The 18,534-nt window shown below is 67.3% G+C and carries 17 protein-coding genes; 5 read left to right on the top strand and 12 right to left on the bottom strand.

What is annotated here, in order from left to right:
- Positions 1 to 118 precede the first annotated feature (118 nt).
- From A6A04_RS14780 to modC, 4 genes are read left to right on the top strand one after another with little or no spacing between them, the layout of a single operon-like run.
- Entirely contained in the window at positions 119 to 1,624 is a 1,506-nt protein-coding gene (locus A6A04_RS14780; RefSeq protein ID WP_068494198.1) for a leucyl aminopeptidase, read from the top strand.
- Between the two features lie 2 nt (positions 1,625 to 1,626).
- A complete protein-coding gene (locus A6A04_RS14775) occupies positions 1,627 to 2,295 on the top strand; it encodes a lipid-binding SYLF domain-containing protein (protein ID WP_068494196.1) in 669 nt (222 codons plus the stop codon).
- A gap of 8 nt (positions 2,296 to 2,303) precedes the next feature.
- The gene (modB, locus tag A6A04_RS14770; RefSeq protein ID WP_068494194.1) at positions 2,304 to 2,996 is read left to right on the top strand and encodes a molybdate ABC transporter permease subunit; all 693 of its coding nucleotides are present in this window, start codon (positions 2,304 to 2,306) and stop codon (positions 2,994 to 2,996) included.
- A 2-nt stretch (positions 2,997 to 2,998) separates the two neighbouring features.
- Positions 2,999 to 4,093 carry a molybdenum ABC transporter ATP-binding protein gene (modC, locus tag A6A04_RS14765; protein WP_068494192.1) on the top strand — a complete coding sequence of 365 codons (1,095 nt, stop codon included), beginning with the start codon at positions 2,999 to 3,001 and terminating at the stop codon, positions 4,091 to 4,093.
- On the opposite strand, the gene A6A04_RS14760 is transcribed toward modC, so the two are convergent.
- From A6A04_RS14760 to A6A04_RS14705, 12 genes are all read right to left on the bottom strand, one after another.
- Positions 4,083 to 5,513: a diguanylate cyclase gene (locus A6A04_RS14760; RefSeq protein WP_068494190.1), complete on the bottom strand. Its 1,431-nt coding sequence runs from the start codon at positions 5,511 to 5,513 to the stop codon at positions 4,083 to 4,085. The two genes, modC and A6A04_RS14760, sit on opposite strands and share 11 nt — an antisense overlap.
- 103 nt (positions 5,514 to 5,616) lie before the next feature.
- Entirely contained in the window at positions 5,617 to 6,636 is a 1,020-nt protein-coding gene (locus A6A04_RS14755) for a sensor histidine kinase (protein WP_068494188.1), read from the bottom strand.
- Positions 6,637 to 6,649: 13 nt separating this feature from the next.
- Positions 6,650 to 7,042, bottom strand: a complete 393-nt coding sequence (locus A6A04_RS14750; RefSeq protein ID WP_068494185.1) for a DUF1987 domain-containing protein — start codon at positions 7,040 to 7,042, stop codon at positions 6,650 to 6,652.
- A 7-nt stretch (positions 7,043 to 7,049) separates the two neighbouring features.
- On the bottom strand, positions 7,050 to 7,598 hold the full coding sequence (locus A6A04_RS14745; RefSeq protein ID WP_068494183.1) for a SiaB family protein kinase: 549 nt from the start codon (positions 7,596 to 7,598) through the stop codon (positions 7,050 to 7,052).
- A gap of 69 nt (positions 7,599 to 7,667) precedes the next feature.
- Complete coding sequence (locus tag A6A04_RS14740; RefSeq protein WP_156612630.1) at positions 7,668 to 8,987, bottom strand: ATP-binding response regulator; 1,320 nt, start codon at positions 8,985 to 8,987, stop codon at positions 7,668 to 7,670.
- A gap of 5 nt (positions 8,988 to 8,992) precedes the next feature.
- Positions 8,993 to 9,736 carry a response regulator transcription factor gene (locus A6A04_RS14735; protein WP_068494181.1) on the bottom strand — a complete coding sequence of 248 codons (744 nt, stop codon included), beginning with the start codon at positions 9,734 to 9,736 and terminating at the stop codon, positions 8,993 to 8,995.
- 177 nt (positions 9,737 to 9,913) lie between these two features.
- Positions 9,914 to 11,638: a hypothetical protein gene (locus A6A04_RS14730; RefSeq protein ID WP_156612629.1), complete on the bottom strand. Its 1,725-nt coding sequence runs from the start codon at positions 11,636 to 11,638 to the stop codon at positions 9,914 to 9,916.
- A 39-nt stretch (positions 11,639 to 11,677) separates the two neighbouring features.
- A complete protein-coding gene (locus tag A6A04_RS23460; protein WP_068494176.1) occupies positions 11,678 to 14,410 on the bottom strand; it encodes a sensor histidine kinase in 2,733 nt (910 codons plus the stop codon).
- Positions 14,411 to 14,413: 3 nt separating this feature from the next.
- Positions 14,414 to 14,641 (bottom strand): hypothetical protein, encoded by a 228-nt coding sequence (locus A6A04_RS14720; RefSeq protein WP_068494174.1) that lies wholly within the window; start codon positions 14,639 to 14,641, stop codon positions 14,414 to 14,416.
- Between the two features lies 1 nt (position 14,642).
- Entirely contained in the window at positions 14,643 to 16,715 is a 2,073-nt protein-coding gene (locus A6A04_RS14715) for a hypothetical protein (protein ID WP_068494169.1), read from the bottom strand.
- A 21-nt stretch (positions 16,716 to 16,736) separates the two neighbouring features.
- Positions 16,737 to 17,111 carry a response regulator gene (locus A6A04_RS14710; RefSeq protein WP_068494167.1) on the bottom strand — a complete coding sequence of 125 codons (375 nt, stop codon included), beginning with the start codon at positions 17,109 to 17,111 and terminating at the stop codon, positions 16,737 to 16,739.
- A gap of 81 nt (positions 17,112 to 17,192) precedes the next feature.
- Positions 17,193 to 17,795, bottom strand: coding sequence for an HD domain-containing protein (locus tag A6A04_RS14705; protein WP_068494165.1), 603 nt, complete (start codon positions 17,793 to 17,795; stop codon positions 17,193 to 17,195).
- A 129-nt stretch (positions 17,796 to 17,924) separates the two neighbouring features.
- On the opposite strand from A6A04_RS14705, the gene A6A04_RS14700 reads away from it, so the two are divergent.
- Positions 17,925 to 18,533, top strand: a complete 609-nt coding sequence (locus tag A6A04_RS14700; RefSeq protein WP_068494163.1) for a 50S ribosomal protein L25/general stress protein Ctc — start codon at positions 17,925 to 17,927, stop codon at positions 18,531 to 18,533.
- Position 18,534 lies beyond the last annotated feature (1 nt).

Raw genomic sequence — 18,534 nt, 5'->3', positions numbered from 1 at the left:
GCTTGCGGGAGAGGGTGGCGAGCGCCAGCGAGCCGGGTGAGGGCTCGTCTGACGGACGCCATCCCCCCTCACCCCGACCCTCTCCCCCCGAAATGGGGGGAGAGGGGGGAGAGCTTGAATGCGTATCTTCTTTTCTTCTCCTCAATTCCCGCTCCTGGGCGCCGTCGCCCTGGGGCTGTGGCGGGGGCGCAAGCCCAGCACCGCCTTCGCCGCCCTGGATGGTGACGGCCGTCTGAAAAAGGCCCTGAAGCGCCTGGGCTTCGACGGCGAGTCCGAGGAGACCGAGCTGTTCCTGCTGCCGCCCGCGCCACTGACGGTGCTGGTGGCGGTGGGGCTGGGCAAGCAAAGCAAGCTGACCCCGGCCAAATTGCGTCGCATCGGCGGCGCCATCATCGACGAGTTGGACGACAGCCGCGCAGCCTCGGCCACGGTGGCGCTCGACCTTCCCCCCGATCAGGCGGCGGAACTGGCCTATGGAATGCGGCTCAAGGGCTATCGTCCCTTGCGCAAATACCGCACCAAAGTCGACCCCGACGACGAGGATGATCTGCCGCCGGTGCTCGAAGAGGTGGTGGTGACCACCACCGACCCCGCCGCCGCCGAGGCCCTGTATGCCGCCCGCGAGCAGGTGGCCCAGGGGGTGTTCCTGGCCCGCGACCTGACAGACGAGCCCGGCAATGCGCTGGGGCCGGAGGAGTTCGCCGCCCGCGCCCGCCTGCTGGAAGCGCTGGGGGTCGAGGTCACGGTGCTGGACGAGGCCGCCATCGCACAAGCCCGGCTGAACCTGCTGGCCGCCGTCGGCATGGGCAGCCATCGCCCACCCCGGCTGGTGCTGCTGCGCTGGAAAGGCGCCGAGACCCGGCCGCTGGTGCTGGTGGGCAAGGGCATCACCTTCGATTCGGGGGGCATCTCCATCAAGTTCGACGACGAGGACATGGACGCCATGAAGGCCGACATGGCCGGGGCGGCGGCCGTGATCGGCGCCATCCGGGCGGTGGCCGGGCGTAAGGCCCCCGCCCATGTCTGCGGCGTCCTCGCCCTGGCCGAGAACATGCCGTCCGGCCGGGCGCAACGCCCCGGCGACGTGGTGACCTCGTTTTCCGGCCAGACGGTGGAGGTGGTGGATACCGACGCCGAAGGCCGCCTGGTGCTGGCCGATGCCCTGGCCTGGGCGGCGGCGACCCTGAAGCCCGCCGCCATGGTGGATATTGCCACCCTGACCGGCAGCACCGAGGAATTGCTGGAGGCCGAGCATGCCGGGCTTTACGCCAATGACGACATCCTGGCCAAGCGCCTGCTGAAGCATGCCAAGGCCGAGGCAGAGCCGCTGTGGCGGCTGCCGCTCACCGAGTCCTGCGACGAGGACATCAAGTCGGCCATCGCCGATCTGCGCAATTGCGCCTGGGGCGATGTGCCCGATAACGACGATGCCGCCCGCTTCCTGTCGCGCTTCGTGCCGGATGGCGTGGCCTGGGCCCATATCGACATGGCGGGCTTGGAATTCGCCGACGAGGAGGATCCCCTGTGCCCCGAATCCGCCACCGGCTACGGGGTGCGGCTATTCGACGCCCTGGCCGGGGATGGCGAAAACCGCTATGTGAGGAAGACGGCAACCGGAGAGTGAGCATGCGGAAACTGATCCTGGCCCTGGGAGTGTTGCTGGCAGGCCTCGGCACGGCGCGGGCCGAGCAGGTCACCGACCAGACCCTGATGGTGGGCAAGGCGGTGACCACGGTGGAGCGCCTGCGCGCCGACCCCAATTTCGGCGCCACCATGGCCGACCTGCTGAACCGGGCGCGCGCCGTGCTGGTGATTCCCGATCTGGTCAAGGGCGGCTTCATCCTGGGCGCCCAATACGGCACCGGCGTCCTGCTGGCCAAGGACAAGGGCGGGCGCTGGAGCGGCCCCGCCTTCTATTCGGTGGCGGCGGGCAGCCTGGGGCTGCAGATCGGGGTCCAGGACGCCGAATGCGTCTATGTCATCATGAATGACGGCGGCTTGTCGGCAGTGGTGGAAAACAAGTTCAAGGCCGGGGCCGGGGCGGGGGTGGCGGTGGCCACCATGGGCGCCGGGGCCGAGGCCAATACCACCACCAATGTGGGTGCCGACATCTATGCCTTCTCCCGCGCCGTCGGCCTGTATGGCGGCGCCGTGCTGGACGGGGCGGGCATCCTGCCGCGCCATTCCTGGAACGCCGCCTATTACGGCGGCAATCCGACGCCCGAGGATATCTTGTTCCAGCGCAGCGTCGATTCGCGTCAGGCCGACCGGCTGCGCGACATGCTGTCGCGATAGGCCGCGCCATGTTCGGCCTGACCCCGCTGGAGACCGAGGCGCTGCGCCTGTCCCTGCTGGTGTCGGGCTGGGCGGTGGCCGGGTCGCTGCCCCTGGGGCTGGCCTGCGCCTGGCTGCTGGCGCGCCGCGATTTTCCCGGCAAGACGGTGGTGGATGGGCTGATCCATCTGCCGCTGGTGCTGCCGCCGGTGGTGGTGGGCTATGCCCTGCTGGTGACCTTCGGGCGGCGCGGCGTGATCGGCGGCTGGCTGTATGACTGGTTCGGCATCACCGTTGCCTTCACCTGGAAGGGGGCCGCCATCGCCTCGGCGGTGATCGCCTTCCCGTTGCTGGTGCGCGCCATCCGCCTGTCGCTGGAAGGGGTCGACCGGGGGCTGGAACAGGCCGCCCGCACCCTGGGCTGCGGCCCGGTGCGGACCTTCTTCACCGTCACCCTGCCGCTGGTGATGCCCGGCGTGATCACCGGGGTGATCCTGGCCTTCGCCCGCTCGCTGTCGGAATTCGGCGCCACTATCACCTTCGTCTCCAACATCCCCGGCGAGACCCAGACCCTGCCCATCGCCCTATACGCCCTGACCCAGGTCCCCGGTGGCGACGAGGCGGCGTTGCGACTATGCGTCATCTCGGTGGTGGTGGCCTTTGCCGCCCTGACGGTTTCGGAACTCCTGTCGCGTCGGGTCCAGGCCCGGCTGAGGGCCTGAGCATGCTGGAACTCTCGGTCCGCCGCCGCCAGGGCGACTTCCAGATGGATGTGAAACTCGCCGCCGGTCCCGGCGTCACCGCGCTGTATGGCCGTTCGGGCTCGGGCAAGACCTCGGTGATCAACATGGTGGCGGGCCTCGCCCGTCCCGATAGCGGCCGGATCAGCGTGGATGGAAGGGTGCTGTTCGACTCCGAGAGCGGGATCGATCTGGCGCCCGAACAACGCCGCCTGGGCTATGTCTTCCAGGATCATCGCCTGTTTCCCCATCTCTCCGTGCGGGGCAATCTGGAATTCGGCCGCAACCGGGTCCCCGTGGCGGAGCGGACGGTGGATTTCCATCAGGTGGTCGAGGTGCTGGGGGTCGGTCATTTGCTGGACCGTCGGCCGTCCTTGCTGTCGGGTGGCGAGAAGCAGCGCGTCGCCATCGGCCGCGCCCTGCTGGCCAGTCCGCGCATCCTGCTGATGGACGAGCCGCTGGCCTCGCTGGATTCGGCGCGCAAGGCGGAGCTGCTGCCCTTTATCTCGGCGCTGGCGGGCGAGTTCGCCATACCCATTCTCTATGTCAGCCACGCCATGGACGAGGTGCTGCGCCTCGCCGATACATTGGTGCTGATGGACCAGGGGCGGGTGGCGGCGGCGGGACCGCTGGAGCAACTGATGTCCGATCCCGGCCTCAGGCCTCTGACCGGGCGCTACGAGGCGGGCGCGGTGGTGTCGGCGGTGGTGGCCGGGCACGACACCGCCTATGGCGTCAGCCGCCTGACCTTTCCCGGCGGGACCCTGCTGGTCAGCCAGACCGACCAGCCGGTGGGCGCCAAGGTCCGCGTGCGCATCCATGCCCGTGATGTGGCCATCAGCATCGAACCGCCCGAGCGCATCAGCGTGCGCAACGTGCTGCCCGCCATGGTGACGTCGGTGACACCGGCGGGGTCTTTCCTGGTGGATGTGGTGTTGTCGGTGGGCGGAACGCCGCTGTGGGTCCAGATCACCGCCCTGGCCCAAGCCCAGTTGAGCCTGAAATCCGGCATGCGGGTCCATGCCCTGATCAAGGCCCTGACCATGGCCCGCGGCGACGTGGCGGGGGTTAGGCGCTGATGCGGTTGCGGCCGGCATCCTTGGCCCGGTATAGGGCGGCATCGGCGCGGGCCAGGACCTGATCCACCGACATTTCATCCGCCGCCCGCTCGGCGACGCCCAGGCTGGCGGTCAGGAATAGCGGCGGCTGGCCGTCCGGCAGGGCGATGGCCGCCTGGGCCATGGCCTGACGCAGGCGCTCGGCCACTTCGGCGGCGCCTGCCTGAGTGGTCTCTGGCAACAGGACGGCGAATTCCTCGCCCCCCAAGCGGCCCAGGATGTCGATCTCGCGCAGATTGGCCCGCAGCGCCGCCGCCGCCGCCCGCAGCGCGGCATCGCCCACGGCGTGGCCATGGCGATCATTGACCTGCTTGAAATGGTCCAGGTCGAACATCAGCACCGATACCGGACTGCCATAGCGGTCGGAGCGCTCCATCTCCAAGGTGGCGGCCGCGAAGAAGGCGCGGCGGTTCAAGGTACAGGTCAGGTCATCCACCGTGGCCATGCGGCGTAACTGCTGCTCCATGCATTTGCGCTCGGAGATGTCGGTGATCATGCCGATGGTGCCGGGCCGGGCATCGCCATCCTCGGTCAGGCGGCCGGTGGCGATCATCAGGGTGCGGGGGCCACCGGGCAGGCTGAGCGATGCCTCGAACTGCATGTCGCCGCCGGGGGCCAGGCCGTCGCCCTGGCTGTCCAGTTCCGCCAGTTGCGGCGGCATGGCGTCCTCGCCGGGGGCCAGCCCGAACATCTCGCGAAAGGCCCGGTTGACGATGCGCATGCGGCCGTCGCCATCCTTGTACCAGAGCGGATGCGGCAGCATGTCCACCAGGGTTTCGGCAAAGCGGCGCGCCCGGTCGAGCTCGCCCGTCCGTTCCGCCACCCGGTGCTCCAACGACGCGTTCAGGGTCTCGATGGTGGTCTGGTTGGCCCAGGACCGCAGGCCACCCACCAGGGAGGTGAACAGCTTCTGTGCCGTCAGCTCGGTCTTGGCCCGGTAGTCATTGATGTCATAGGCCAGCATGACCTCGCGCTCGGGGGCCTCGGCGGGTTGGCCGGTCCGCAGCACGATGGCGATGCGGCGGTTGCCCAACTCCTCGCGGATGTGGCGGACCAGGGCGAGGCCGGCATCCGGCGTCTCCATGACCACATCCAGCAGAATGACCGGAATATCGGGATGGCGGGCCAGGATGGTGCGCGCCTCGGTGGCGGAATGGGCGCTGATGACCTCGAAGGGGCGGTCCTTGAAGCTGAGGTCGCGCAGCAACAGCCGGGTCATCTCGTGGATGTCGGGTTCGTCGTCCACCACCAGAACAGGCCAGGGCTCGGATCGGGGATGGGGAGTGGTCGGCCTGAAGGCGCGCCGCAGCCGGTCGCGCAGCTTCTGCGGGCCGCCGGAAGGCGATTGCCCATCGGCAAGGTGTGGCGGCGTATCGGGCATGACTAATCCCTTGGTTCTATTCCCCCACCAGAATTAAGGGTGGCACCGCCCCCTGGACGGCGCCAACGCCGTTTTGGGGGGAATCGTGACGAATCGTCCCAGATCACTCCGCCGAGAGCGGAATGGTGACGACGAAACAGGTGCCGCCGCCGTCCCTGGGTTCGACCTGGACACTGCCGCCCAAAGGCCCGACCACCAGATTATAGACGATGTTCAATCCCAGGCCCGAGCCACCGGCGCCCCGACGGGTGGTGAAGAAGGGATCGAACACCCGGCCGCGATGCTCGTCGGCGATCCCCTTGCCGTTGTCGCAATAGAGGATGCGCACGGAGCCGGGATCGGGGCGTTCAACCTGAATGCCGATACTCCCCACCTGGCCGGGATCGAAGCCGTGGATCAGCGAGTTCATGACGAAATTGCTCAGCACCTGGGACAGGGCGCCGGGATAGCTGTTCATTTCCACCGCCTCGGGGCAATCCACCGTCACCGCGTGCCCGGCCTGACGCAGATGCGGCGCCAGGCTGGCCAGGGTCTCGCGGATATAGGCGCCCAGGTCGAAGCGGCGCCGTTCCGAGGTGGTCCGGTCCACCGCCACCTGCTTGAAGCTGCGGATCAGGTCGGCGGCGCGTTCGCAATTGCTGAGGATCAGGCCGGTGGTATCGGTCACCGTGGCCATGAAGCGCTCGAAATCATCGACGCCGATATCATCGGCCTCGAACAGCTTGCGCATCCGTGCCGTGGCATCGGCCAGATGCGAGGCGCAGGACAGGGCGATGCCGACGGGGGTGTTGATCTCGTGGGCGACGCCGCCGACCAGGGCGCCGAGCGAAGCCAGCTTCTCGGCCTGGACCAGGGATTCCTGGGCGGCCTTCAGGTGGTCCAGCGCCTCTTCCGCCTCGGCCTTGCGCTTGCCCAGTTCCTGGTTGACCGTGGCCAGTTGGGCCTGCAGGCGGTCGCTGACCTTGACCAGACGGCGCTGCTCGCGCACGCCGCGGCCATAGGCATCGATCAGACGGTCCAGGCCGTCGCGAACCTCCGGGGAGGCCTCGGCCATCTGGGTACGCAACTCCCCGGCCTGCTCGAGGAGCTTTTCCTCGGCATCGAAGAGGTTGAAACGGGCCATGGCAGGGCTGTCCTCAGCTCGCCGTCTCGACGGCCACCAGACTGAAGGACACGTGTTCCAGATCCTCGCTGAAGTCCTCGCCGAACTCCTTCATGGTGTCGTCGTCGGGCGAGTAGAACCAGGATACGGCGATCCTGGCCCCGGCCCCACCGGCGCGGTCGAGCATCTGGAACATGTTCATCAGCGCCTTGGCGCTGGAGCTGTTGAAATAGGTCAGGTCGAAATCCACCCGGATCTCGCGCCCGTCCAAGGTGGCCAGGAACTTTTCCAGCGCCTCGAAGATGGGGCCGAATACCGCCGAGGCGTCTTCGGGATAGGATTCCCCGCGCAGGCTCAACAGGCCCTGCTTGAAGTTGAATTCCACCTCGGGGGAGCGTTCGGTGGCGGCGATTTTCAAAGTATCCATGGCTACCTCAGATGCAGACCTTCATGCAGAAGAAAAAGGTGTCGCCGTCGATGCGGTCGAAATCGAACTCGATGGGCTCACTGGCCCGGCGGGCGATCTCGATCAATCCGATGGTGGCCCCCTTGCTCTGCTCTTCCGGCGCCTCTCGCAATTTTTCCTTGTAGTAGGCCTTGATGGCGTCCTTGTCCATCTTCTGCAGCCGCTCCAGCCGGTCGCGCAGCTTGGGCTCGTCGGTGGCCAATACGGTATTGGCGCAGACGATGAAGAAGCGGTTGTTCTCGGTGCCGATGGTCACCATGCCCGATGACAGTTCGGCGGTACGCGCGGCATCGCCCACCTTCTCGGCGGAATAGCGAATGATGTTCTGCGCCTGTTCGACAAAGACCGAGAACACCTTCTTGACGGTCCCGACATCGGTGTCTTCCAGGGCCATCTTCTGGCGCAGCGCGTCGCCCAGGGAATACAGGATGCCTTCCGACATATACCCGGAAAACGAGAAGATGATTCCCCGTTGATCCAGGTCGTGCTTGAAGGAGCGGTAGTATTTCGCAAGCATGTCATGCCCCTGTCTGGCGACACAGCTGAAAAAACCGGCCAACGACCGTAGCACCCGCGCGAAGGCGCCTCAAGCCGTCTTCTCCCGGGTATTGCGCGGCGGCGGACGCAGCCGCATGGTGAAGCACGACCCCTTATGGAGTTCGCTTTCCACCGTGATGGATCCGCCATGCATCTCGACGATCTGGCGCACCATATGCAGCCCGATGCCAGATCCGGGGATTCCCCGGGCGTTTGAGGCCCGGTGGAAGCGTTCGAACACTTCGCCCAGGTCTTCGGCCGGGATGCCGATGCCCTGATCGCGGACCTCGATGGCCACATCGCCGCCGTCCATGCGGGCCATCACCGACACCGTGCTGCCCGATGGCGAATACTTGGCGGCATTGCCCACCAGATTGTTGATGGCCAGGGCCACCAGCCCTGGATCGCCCCAGACATCCAGGGAGCCCTCGACCCTCGCCTCATAGCCGTGGCTGGGGGTGGCGACCCGGTGATGGGACAAGGTGACCTCGATCATGGGGGCGAGGTCGAAGGACTTTTCGTGCAAGACGATGCGGCCGCTGTCCAACTGTTCGTCGGCGAGACAGGTGTCGATCAGCCCCAGCAGGCGCTGGACACCGCCCCGGATGGTGTCGATGCGGGTGACGCTGTGGGGGTCGTGCTGTTCGGCGCGCAGGCGCAGCATCTGGGCCGAGGAATCGATGATGGCCAGCGGGGTGCGGAATTCGTGGCTGACCATGGACAGGAACTGGCGCAACTGGGTCTTGGCCTCGGTCTCGCGGGTCAGCGCGGTTTCCGCCCGATCCTTCGAGCGCTCCAGGGCGGCGTTGCTGTCCTCCAACTGGCGGGTGCGTTCGATCACCCGTTGTTCCAGCGAGGCGTTGAGTTCGGCCAGTTCCTTGTTCAGGGCGCCGATGGTGGTGATGTCGCGCCAGGCTCGCAGCGCGCCGACCACGGCGGTGAACATGCGCTGGGCGGTCAGTTCCGCCTTGCTCTTGTAGTCGTTGATGTCATAGGCCAGAACAACGTCGCGTTCGGGGGCGTCGCCGGGCTGGCCGGTGCGCAGGATGATGCGGATGGAACGGTTGCCCAGGTCCTCGCGGATGTGGTGAACCAGACGCAGGCCCGCGTCCGGGGTTTCCATCACCACGTCCAATAGGACCACCGGAATTTCCGGGGCAAGATCCAGAATGGCGGCGGCCTCGGCCGCCGAGGTGGCGCTGATGCATTTGAACGGGCGCCCCTCGAACTCCAGGTCGCGCAGCACCACCCGGGTCATCTCGTGGACCTGTTCGTCGTCGTCGACCACCAGCAGCGGCCACGGATCGACGCTTGCGCCACGGCCCCGTTTGTCCCGGTCTCTGAAGACCAGTTTCTTCGGGGCGGTCATGATCTCTAACGCAGCCCGACCGGCGCGGCGAAGGCGTAGCCGACGCTGTGAACCGATTCGATGGGGAGTTCCTGCTCCAATGCGGTCAATCCCTTGGCCCGCAAGCGGCGGACCATGGAATCCACCGAGCGGTCGGCCGGGTCCCATCCCCGCTTGCCGAGCGCGCGGAAGATTTCGTCGCGCGAGACCGGCTCGCCGGGACGCGACACCAGCAGGGAGACGAAGACCCGCTCGTTACCGGTCAGTTTGACGGATTTGCCATCGGGAGCGATGAGGGTCCAGGTCAGTTGGTCATAAATCCACTCGGTGGCGGCGGTGCTGGTCACCGGAGGCGCCGAGTGGTGGCTGTCGGCATCGCTGTCGATGGGCTGGGGGGCCGAGGCCCCGGCCCGCATGCGCCTGGCCAGGGTGCGGACCTGGGCTTCCAGTTCGCGCAGCTCCACCGGCTTGACCATGTAGACGTCGGCCCCGACCTCCAGCCCGACCACCCGGTCGACATTCAGGCCGCGGGCCGTCAGCATGATGATCCCCACTTCGGAATGGGACCGCAGGCGACCGGCGATGGAAAAGCCGCCCTCGCCCGGAAGATTGACGTCGAGGATGATGATGTCGATGGGGCGCTGGTCCAGAAGCTGTTCCAGCTCCTTGCCATCGGCGCATCCCCCCACCTCGTGGCCACAGGCCGAGAGATACTCAACCAAGTCCGTTCGAAGCGGAGCTTCGTCCTCCACCACCGCGATCCGAGCCATGGCACCCCACCTCCTTGCACTCAGTACAGATGAACCACACGGGATTCGTTACGTACAATAACAAGTAATGTCACTACGTGACGAGATGTAATGGAGAATGTGCGAAATATTGGAAGCCGCGTAAAAGGGGCGGCTCCCGTCCCCGGCGGGCCTACGGGTTCGACTTGTCATGTTTCGTCACAAAGGCGCCGGCGGAGTGGTCTTCCGTTTGCGCCGCTTCGGGGGTTTGTCGGGAATGCTGGGCAAGGCAAGCGGCAGGTCGGCCTGACGGGGCGTGGTCGGCTGCTCGCCGGGGTCCGGCGGCAACTGCTCCATCTGGGCGCTGATCTGCGCCACGCTGTGGATCAGCGCCTTCAGTTGATCCTTGAGGTCGTTGACGCCCGTGTCCGGCGGAGGTGTCGGCTCGGCCGGCTTGGGCTGGACCAGGGCGGAGGTGCCGCCCCCCAGGAAGGTGTCGCGCCAGCCTTCCAGGACCGGGATATCGATCCCCAGGGACTGGGCCAGCGTTTCGGCCGCTTCGCCTTGCAACAGGCGCAGCACCGCCTCGGTTTTCTGGACCTTGGTGAAGCGCCGCCGCTTGGCCGGGAGGGGGGAGATGGAGGGCGGTGATGGCAAGGACGGGGGCGGTGATGGCAAGGAATGGGGCGGACTGGCGGCCACCGACACCGAAAGGGTGGACAGGCGCGGGGTGGCGACCACGCTGACCGGAATCGGGTTGAGCGGGGTCGTGACCATGGGGGCGGCCGGGGGCGGCGCGGATGCCGTTGGAGGCGCTGGCGGAGGGGGTGGTTCGGGAGCGCTGAGACCGCGCATCACCGGGTGCAGGCTTGGGGGCGGCGAAGGCGGCGGAGGCGATGACGTCGGCAGGCTGATCTTTTCCGCCTCGGCCAGGGCAATGCGGGCCGCCATGGCCACGGCGGAAAAATTCTCGGGGCGGCTCAGTTGGGCCAGCAGGGCCAGGGACGCTTCGTGATAGTCGCGGGCCAGGGCGGCCTGGCGCGGCCCCGACAGCTCGATCACCCGGCGGATTCGCGAGGGAATGCGCCGCAGCAGGCCGACCCGGCGGGCGGACAGCACCTTGAAGTCCATCACCTGGACCAGGAGCTGGCGATGACGGCCGGGATGGAGGTTTTCGAACAGGTATTCGATCAGTTCGATCTCGGAAAATTCCAGGATCAGGAAGCTGCTTTCCCGCGCCTGCCAGCCCTGGACGAAGGAGCAGATGGCGGACAGTTGCGCCGCCAGTTCATCGCTGAACAGGATGGGGTCCAGCATGGCCCAGGCCTTGGCCGAGGCGATGGGCAGGCGGCCGGGACGGCCGAAATCACGGGTCAGGGCGCGGGCGATCGCCATCAGAACGCGGCTGTCCGACTGCCGGGTGCCGCGGGGAAAGGCGTCCTGCAACAGGTCCACCGCCTGGAAATCCTGCAGCGGCACTTCGTCGGCCAGCAGCAGGGCGGCGGCGACCACATGGGCGGGGATCGAGGGATCGCCCTTGGGCGGAAGCCGGGACAGGATGTCCTCGACGCGGCGACGGGCCTCGTCGGGCTCCAGGCTGGGAGTAGTCGGAACCTCCATCGGCGGAGGCAGGGCAGGCCCGCCGGTCGCCAGGGGAGCCGCCGGTTCGGGGGTTTGGCCGGGCAGGGCGTCCCAGACGGCGGCCAGCAGGCGCTGCGATGCGTCCTGGGCGGTGCGGCCCATGCGCCCCGCCAGATCCGCCAGCCGCCGCGTCCAGCGAGGCGGCTCCGGTGCCTTCGCGGTGTCCTCCCGCCGCCCCTTGCCCGGGTCGGAGGAGGCGACCGCCGCCGCCCAGCCGCCCGCCGGGGCCGATACGGATTCCGACGCCTCCAAGGCCGGGTCGTCGTCGCCATCTTGATGTCTGGACGCCAAACCGTTCGACACCTTTCACCCCTCGAATCTTCCCTCCTTGGGGAGTCTAGCTCAGCTGGTGGTGCCGGGTCCAACCGATCCGTTCGGCCGGGGCAGGCGGAAGGCGAAGCAGGCCCCCCGGCCGGGTTGGCTGTCCACCCAGATGCGTCCGCCCAGATGCTCGATGATGTTGCGGCTGATGGTCAGGCCGAGGCCGGTACCCGATGGTTTGGAGGTCATGGTGTCTCCCACCTGCTGGAACTTGTCGAACACCTTTTCCAGGGCCCAGTCGGGAATGCCCGGCCCGTTGTCGCTCACCGAGACGGTGACGGAATCGCCCTCGTCGGCAAGGCGGACCCGGACCTCGCCGCTGTCGGCCTCGCAGAACTTGACGGCGTTGGACAGAAGATTGATCACCACCTGGGAAAAACGGTCGCGGTCGGTGGCCAGACGTACCGGTTCCGGGGGCAGCGCCAGTTCCAGGGTGACGCGTTTGTCCTTGTAGAGTTGGCCGACTCCCGCCGCCGCTTCATGGATCAGGGTGGCGAGATCGGTTTCCACCATCTCCCAGTCGCCGGTTCCGGCTTCCAGCTTGGCCAGGTCCAGCACCTGATTGATCAGTCGGGTCAGGCGCTCGCTTTCCTTGATGACGATGCCGAGGAATTCCTGGCGCTGGGCCAGGTCCACGTCGGGATTGTCGTGCAGTATCTCGGTGAACGAGCGGATCGAGGTCAGCGGCGTGCGCAATTCATGGGTGACGGTGGCGATGAACTCGTCCTTCAGGCGCGACAGGTCGGAGAGCTTCTCATAGGCGGAGCGCAGTTCGGCGGTGGTGGTTTCCAACTCGCGCGATTTCTGCTCCAGCTTGTGGCTGTAGGCGATCACCTGGGAATTCTCGTCCAGGATCTCCATCACCTCGTTCAGGCTGACGATCTCGCCCTTGGTCACCGAAGCCACCACCACCCGGGCGGTGGCGGTGCCGATGGCTCCCGCCAGCAGCCGCTCGGTGAACTCCACCAGTTCGGGGTCGGCCTCGTCGCGGGCGGCTTCGCGGCGACCGCCGTTCAAGAAGGCGGAGAAGGCGGATTCGGCATGCTCGGCGCCGACGAAGCGGGCGGCCAGCGCCTGCAGGTCGGCTACCGTGGCTTGGCCGCGCCAGAACTGCGAGGCGCCGCCCGGAACATTGGTGAAGCGGTCGGTGAAGACCGAGGCCTGGATGCGCTCGATGGCGCTCTGCTCGGTGACTAGCGACACCAGCACATAGGCGCCGATATTGGCCATCATGCTCCACATCAGGGCATGGGGCACCGCCTCCAGCCCGGTCAGGCCGAACAGGGCGCCGGGCTTCAACAGCGCCAGGCCGAACGGCCCCAGCTCGACGAAGTCCGAGGCCAGCACGCCCGAGCGCGCCAGCGAGGGCAGGAACAGGGTATAGACCCAGACCAGGAACCCCGCCGACAGCCCGGCCAGGGCGCCCGCCCGGCTGCCGCCGCGCCAGAACAGGCCGCCCAGCAGCACCGGGGCGAACTGGGCCACGGCGGTGAACGACATCAGCCCGATGCCCACCAGGGTGAAATTCTCGCCGGTCAGGCGGGCATAGACATAGCCCAGCAGCAGGAACCCGGCGATGGCCAGGCGGCGGATGGCCAGCACCACGCCGCTTAAGGATTCCCGGCCGCGATAAAGCGTCATGCTGCCGCGCACCAGCAGCGGCATGGCGATGGAGTTGGAAAACATGGTGGCCAGGGCCACGGTCTCGACGATGACCATGCCGGTGGCCGCCGACAGACCGCCCAGGAAGGCGATGGCGGCGAAGATCGGGGCATCCTGGGCCAGCGGCAGCGCCAGCACATAGGTATCGGGGTCGACCCCCTGGCCCTCGAAGGCGAGCCGCCCCGCCAGGGCGATGGGCAGCACGAACAGATTGATCAGGATCAGGTAAAGCGGGAACAGCCAGGCGGCGCGCCGCGCGTGGCTTTCGTCGACATTTTCCACCACCGCCACCTGGAACTGCCGGGGCAGGCAGATGATGGCCATCATGGACAGCAGGGTCAGCGAGATCCAGGTGCCGTAATCGCCCGCGCCGGAAAAGGTGAACAGCCGGGCCAGGTCGGGACGCGCGGCGGCGCGCTCGAACAGGTCGGCGAAACCGTCATGGAAGCCGAAGGTCACCAGGCCGCCCACCAGCAGGAAGGCCACCAGCTTGACTACCGATTCGAAGGCGATGGCGTCGACCATGCCGCGATGGTGCTCCGAGGCGTCGATGTGGCGTGCTCCGAACAGGATGGAAAAGACCGCCAGGATCAGGGTGACGTGGAAGGCGGTGTCCAGCAGCACCGGCAGCGACCGGGTCGATGGCTGGGGCAGGCCATGGCTGACCAGCAGTAGGAAGGTGTCAGACACCGCTTTCAGTTGCAGCGAGATATAGGGAACGATGCCGATGACGGCGATCACGGTGACCAGGGCGCCGACCGCGTGGCTCTTGCCATAGCGCGACGAGATGAAATCGGCGATGGAGGTGATGCGCTCGGCCCGGCCGATGCGGATCATGCGGCCCACCACCATGGGCCACAGCGCCGCCATCAGGGTCGGCCCCAGATAGATGGGCAGGAACATCAACCCGCGCTGGGACGCCAGCCCGACGCTGCCGAAAAAGGTCCACGAGGTGCAATAGACCGCCAGGGACAGGGAATAGACCCACGGTCCTCCCCGCATGGCGCCGGTTCGCCGGTCGCCGCCATAGGCGATGGCGAACAGCACCAGCAGGTAAAGCAGCGACACGATGGCCAGCAATCCCGCGGACATCCGTTATTCCCCGCTGTCGCGCTCCGCGATCAGCCCCAGCAGCGCGGTCAGGCTGATCCAGGCGACGAAGACATAGAGATAGAAAAGCGGCACGCCCATCACCCGGCTGCCGGACATGAACAGGGTCAGCAGGGGGGGCGTGAACAGCCCCGTCCCCAACAGGAAGGCGGCGATCAGCTTATCGCGGGTGGCCTTGGTCTTCCTCAGGCGGAAGGCGCGGCGATGGGGCATGTCAGGCGTCCATCAGGGAATCGGCGCGAGCGAGGTTGCCGCGCAGGGCGGCGACCAACTGGTCGAAATTGACGATACGAAGGGAGTGTAGACGGTCGATCTGGCCCAGCAGCACCTCGCCGGTCAGCAGGGCGCGCCCGATCTCGGTGCGATGCTCGCCCATGCGCAGACCCAGCCGCCGGGCGCAGGCCTCCAACCCATGGTCATGGGCCTCGGGATCCAGCAGTCGCGACAGCAGCATGGTGTCGATCACCGGCGGATGCCCGCCCGCCGCCTCGCATTCCTCCAACAGGCCCAGGCATTGGCCGATGCCATGGGCGACGATCACGCCCTGGCCGACAAAGCCCCAGAATTGCGGCAGCACCACGGCCAGCGGCGGCTTGCCCCCGTCATCCCTGTCCGTGCCCTCGCCACTGCCGCCCAGGGACACCCGCCGGTCGAAGCTGCGGGCCGTCAGCAGGCGACCGTCCTCGATCCGGACGGCGCCAATGGCCGATATTCGCCGCATGTCGCCCGCCCGCACCGCGCCGGGCGGCGCTTGCACCGCCACCGCCACGAAGGGCATGCGCTCCAGCGCCCGGCCGCCGAACTCTCCCGCATGGGTGCGGATCATCTGTTCCGCCCGGTTCTCCGCCTCGGACAGCGAGGGCGGCTGGCCCAGCCCGGTCCATTCCTCGGGCGAGAATTGCGGGCGACGTGCCAGCGGCAGCGGCACCCGCAGGGCGGAGAAGCCGCCGCGCTTGGCAAGGCTCCAGGGCTGGCTGTCGTGGCGGTCCAGCACCTCGCCCACGGTTTGCGGCCCCAGGGTGGTATTGATCTCGGCCCCCAGCCAGTGGGTCAGCCGACCATCGGGCACCGGAGCGCCGGTCCAGTTGACATCCACATAGACCCGACTGTCACCCAGCATGCATTCCATGTCGAAGGTGGTGGCGCCGGTATGGGCGTGCAGGGCGGCGAACAGGGCCAGGAAGGCTTCCATCAGGCTGTGGCTGTCGCCGTGCAGCCACAGCGGCACCCCCACCATGGTCAGGTGGATGTCCAGGCGTTGTTCCAAGGTGGCGGCGACACAGGCGAAGACCTCGCTGAAATGGATGTCGGCCATGGGCCAGGGGATGACCTGGGTGTCGTCGGCTTCCGTGGCCGCCAACCGTTCCAGGCGTCGGGCCATGCGGTCGCCCTCCTCGGTGACGATCTGGACGAATCCGGCGCGCTCGGACGCCGACATGGCGGGGAAGTCCTGCAGCATCTGGGCGGCGGCGTGCAGCGAGCCCAAGGGGCCGCGCAACTCGCGGGCCAGGGTCTGGCGCAGGGCGGAAGCGCTGGTATCCGGATTGCCGTGTTGGCGCAGGACCGCCACATAACCGCCCGGCTGCTGGCCCCGATGGTTCTGCGACGGCCCCAGCACCAGGGACATGCGGCCGGACAGCACCCGGTTGCCATCGCGCGAGCGGCAGGCGAATTCCGTGGTGCCGATCTGGCCTTCCAAACCTTTGCCAAAGGCGGAAACGCGGGCCTTCAGCCCGTCCAGAGCATGGTCGAGGGCGGCGCGGGGCAACATGGCCCCCAGGCCGAAGCCACTGGCGATGCCGCTCAACAGCCGCTCGGCCTCGGTATTGTGGAACAGGACCCGGTGGTCTGAATCACAGACCACCACCGCCTCGGACAAGTCACGCAGCGCCACGTCCAGCCAAGCCCGCTGCTCCTCGGCGCGGTCGCCTGCCAGCCGGGCCGCCTGCCGCAGTCCCTGGCGCTGCTGGCGCAGCGCGTCGCACAGCCGCGCCACCGATTCGGGCAGGCTGTCCAGGCCATGGACGCCGATCCCGCTCAAGGGCCGGTCGTCGCCGCCCTCGGCGAGCCAGGCTTCCACCTCGCGGGCCAGCCGATCACCGGGGCGCAGCAACAGCCGGTCGACCCAGTTCCAGGCCACCGCCAGGAAGGTGGCGCACAACACCCCGGCCATGGCCTGGGCGGCGCCCAGGGGCTGGCCCAGCCACCAAGCGGCGGCGGCGGGCGCCAGCAGGCTGGCGAGGCCGAGACCGGCGAAGGTAAGGGCGATCCAGCTTCTGTCGCGCAATGATCCCCCCGTGGTTTGGGGTTAAGGGGCGGGGTCCAGGTAATGCTTGATCAGTTCGACCACGTCGCGGGTGGAAAACGGCTTGGTGACGTAATCGTCCACACCCATGGCGAAGCCCTTCTCGCGGTCGATCTCGCGACCACGGGCGGTCAGCATGATGATGCGCACCGACGCCCAGGCCGGGTTGGCCCGGATGGTCTGGCAGACGTCGTAACCGTCGCGCTTGGGCATCATCACGTCGAGCAGGATCAGGTCGGGCAGCTTTTCCGCCACGGCGGCCAGGGCGGCGTCGCCGTCGCGGGCGATGCGCGGCTCGAATCCCGCCTGCCGGACCAGGAATTCCAATGAGATGACGATGTTTGGCTCGTCGTCGACGATCAATACGGAACGTGCCACGCCTCACCCCCGCCGATCATTTTTATTTCTATCATTGATCATGGGGGTTAATTGGCCCGTCGCCAAGGGGTCTGTTGCTAGTTATGCCTCTGGCAGGTAGCCCAGGCGCACGGATTCATCGATCAGGGCGCGGGCATAGTCGGCCAGCCGCTTCGATCCGCCCTCGATGCGGGGCAGCAGGGCGCGGACCTTGTCGGCGGTGACGTGGTTGGGCGTCCAGGTGCCGCCCCGGGTCTCGAAATTATGCAAGAGCGGCTGCAGCCGGTCGAGGGAATGGGCGAAGCGGGCGTCGGCGGTCTCGCGGGCCTCGAACTCGCCCCACAGGGCGGTGAACTCCCCGGCTTGGTCGGCGGGCAGGATGCCATAGAGCCGCTTCGCCGCCGCCTGCTCGCGGGCGTCCTTGTCCTCGTGGCCCTTGGTGTCGTGGATGAAGGTGTCGCCCGCGTCGATCTCGACGATGTCGTGGATCAGCAGCATGCGGGCCACCCGTCCCGCATCCACCGGGGCGTCGGCATATTCCGCCAGCACGAAGGCCATGGTGGCGATATGCCAGGAATGCTCGGCGTCGTTCTCGCGGCGCGAGCCGTCGGTCAGCAAGGTCTGGCGCAGCACCGACTTCAGCGCGTCGATCTCGACAATGAAGGCGATCTGGGCGGCAAGGCGGGAATCGGGGCAGGGAATCACGGGATGGCGCCTCCTTGGAACGAAAGGAGTCTAGTCTTGCTTGCCAAGCCCCCGCAACCGGTGTAAACGACGCCCTTCCGCGCGGCACCCCTGGAGGCCGCGCTCCTACGTGTTTGTCAGGAGAATACCATGTCCGAAGCTATCACCATCGCCGCCGAGCTGCGCGATCGGAGCGGAAAGGGGGCCGCCCGTGCCACTCGTCGTGCTGGTCTGGTTCCCGGTGTCATCTATGGCGAAAAGCAGGCCCCCGTCTGCATTCAGCTCGATCCCCGCGTCCTGTGGGCGCAGATCACCAAGTCGGGCTTCTTCACCCAGCTGTTCGACGTCGATCTGGGCGCCAACGGCAAGCATCGCTGCCTCGCCCGTGACGTGCAGATGCACCCCGTCACCGACCAGCCGATCCATGTGGACTTCATGCGCGTCTCGGCCGATCACGCCATCCATGTGAAGGTGCCGGTGCATTTCACCAACGAGATCAAGTCGCCGGGCATCAAGAAGGGCGGCGTGGTCAATCTGGAACTGCACGAAATCGAGGTGACCTGCAGCCCCGACAACATCCCCCACGAGATCGTTGTCGACCTGACCGGTTTCGAGATCGGGCATTCGGTCCACCTGAAGGATCTGGCCCTGCCCGCCGGGGTGAAGCCCTATCACCTGTCGGCCGAGGCCACCGTGCTGTCCATCGCGGCCCCCACCGTGGCCCGCGCCGAGACCGCCGAGACCGAGGCCGCCGGCTAAC

Source organism: Paramagnetospirillum marisnigri (assembly GCF_001650715.1).
Classification (GTDB): Bacteria; Pseudomonadota; Alphaproteobacteria; order Rhodospirillales; family Magnetospirillaceae; genus Phaeospirillum; species Phaeospirillum marisnigri.
Note: the sequence above shows the minus strand (reverse complement) of the source record. Positions and strands in the feature narration are given on the sequence as shown.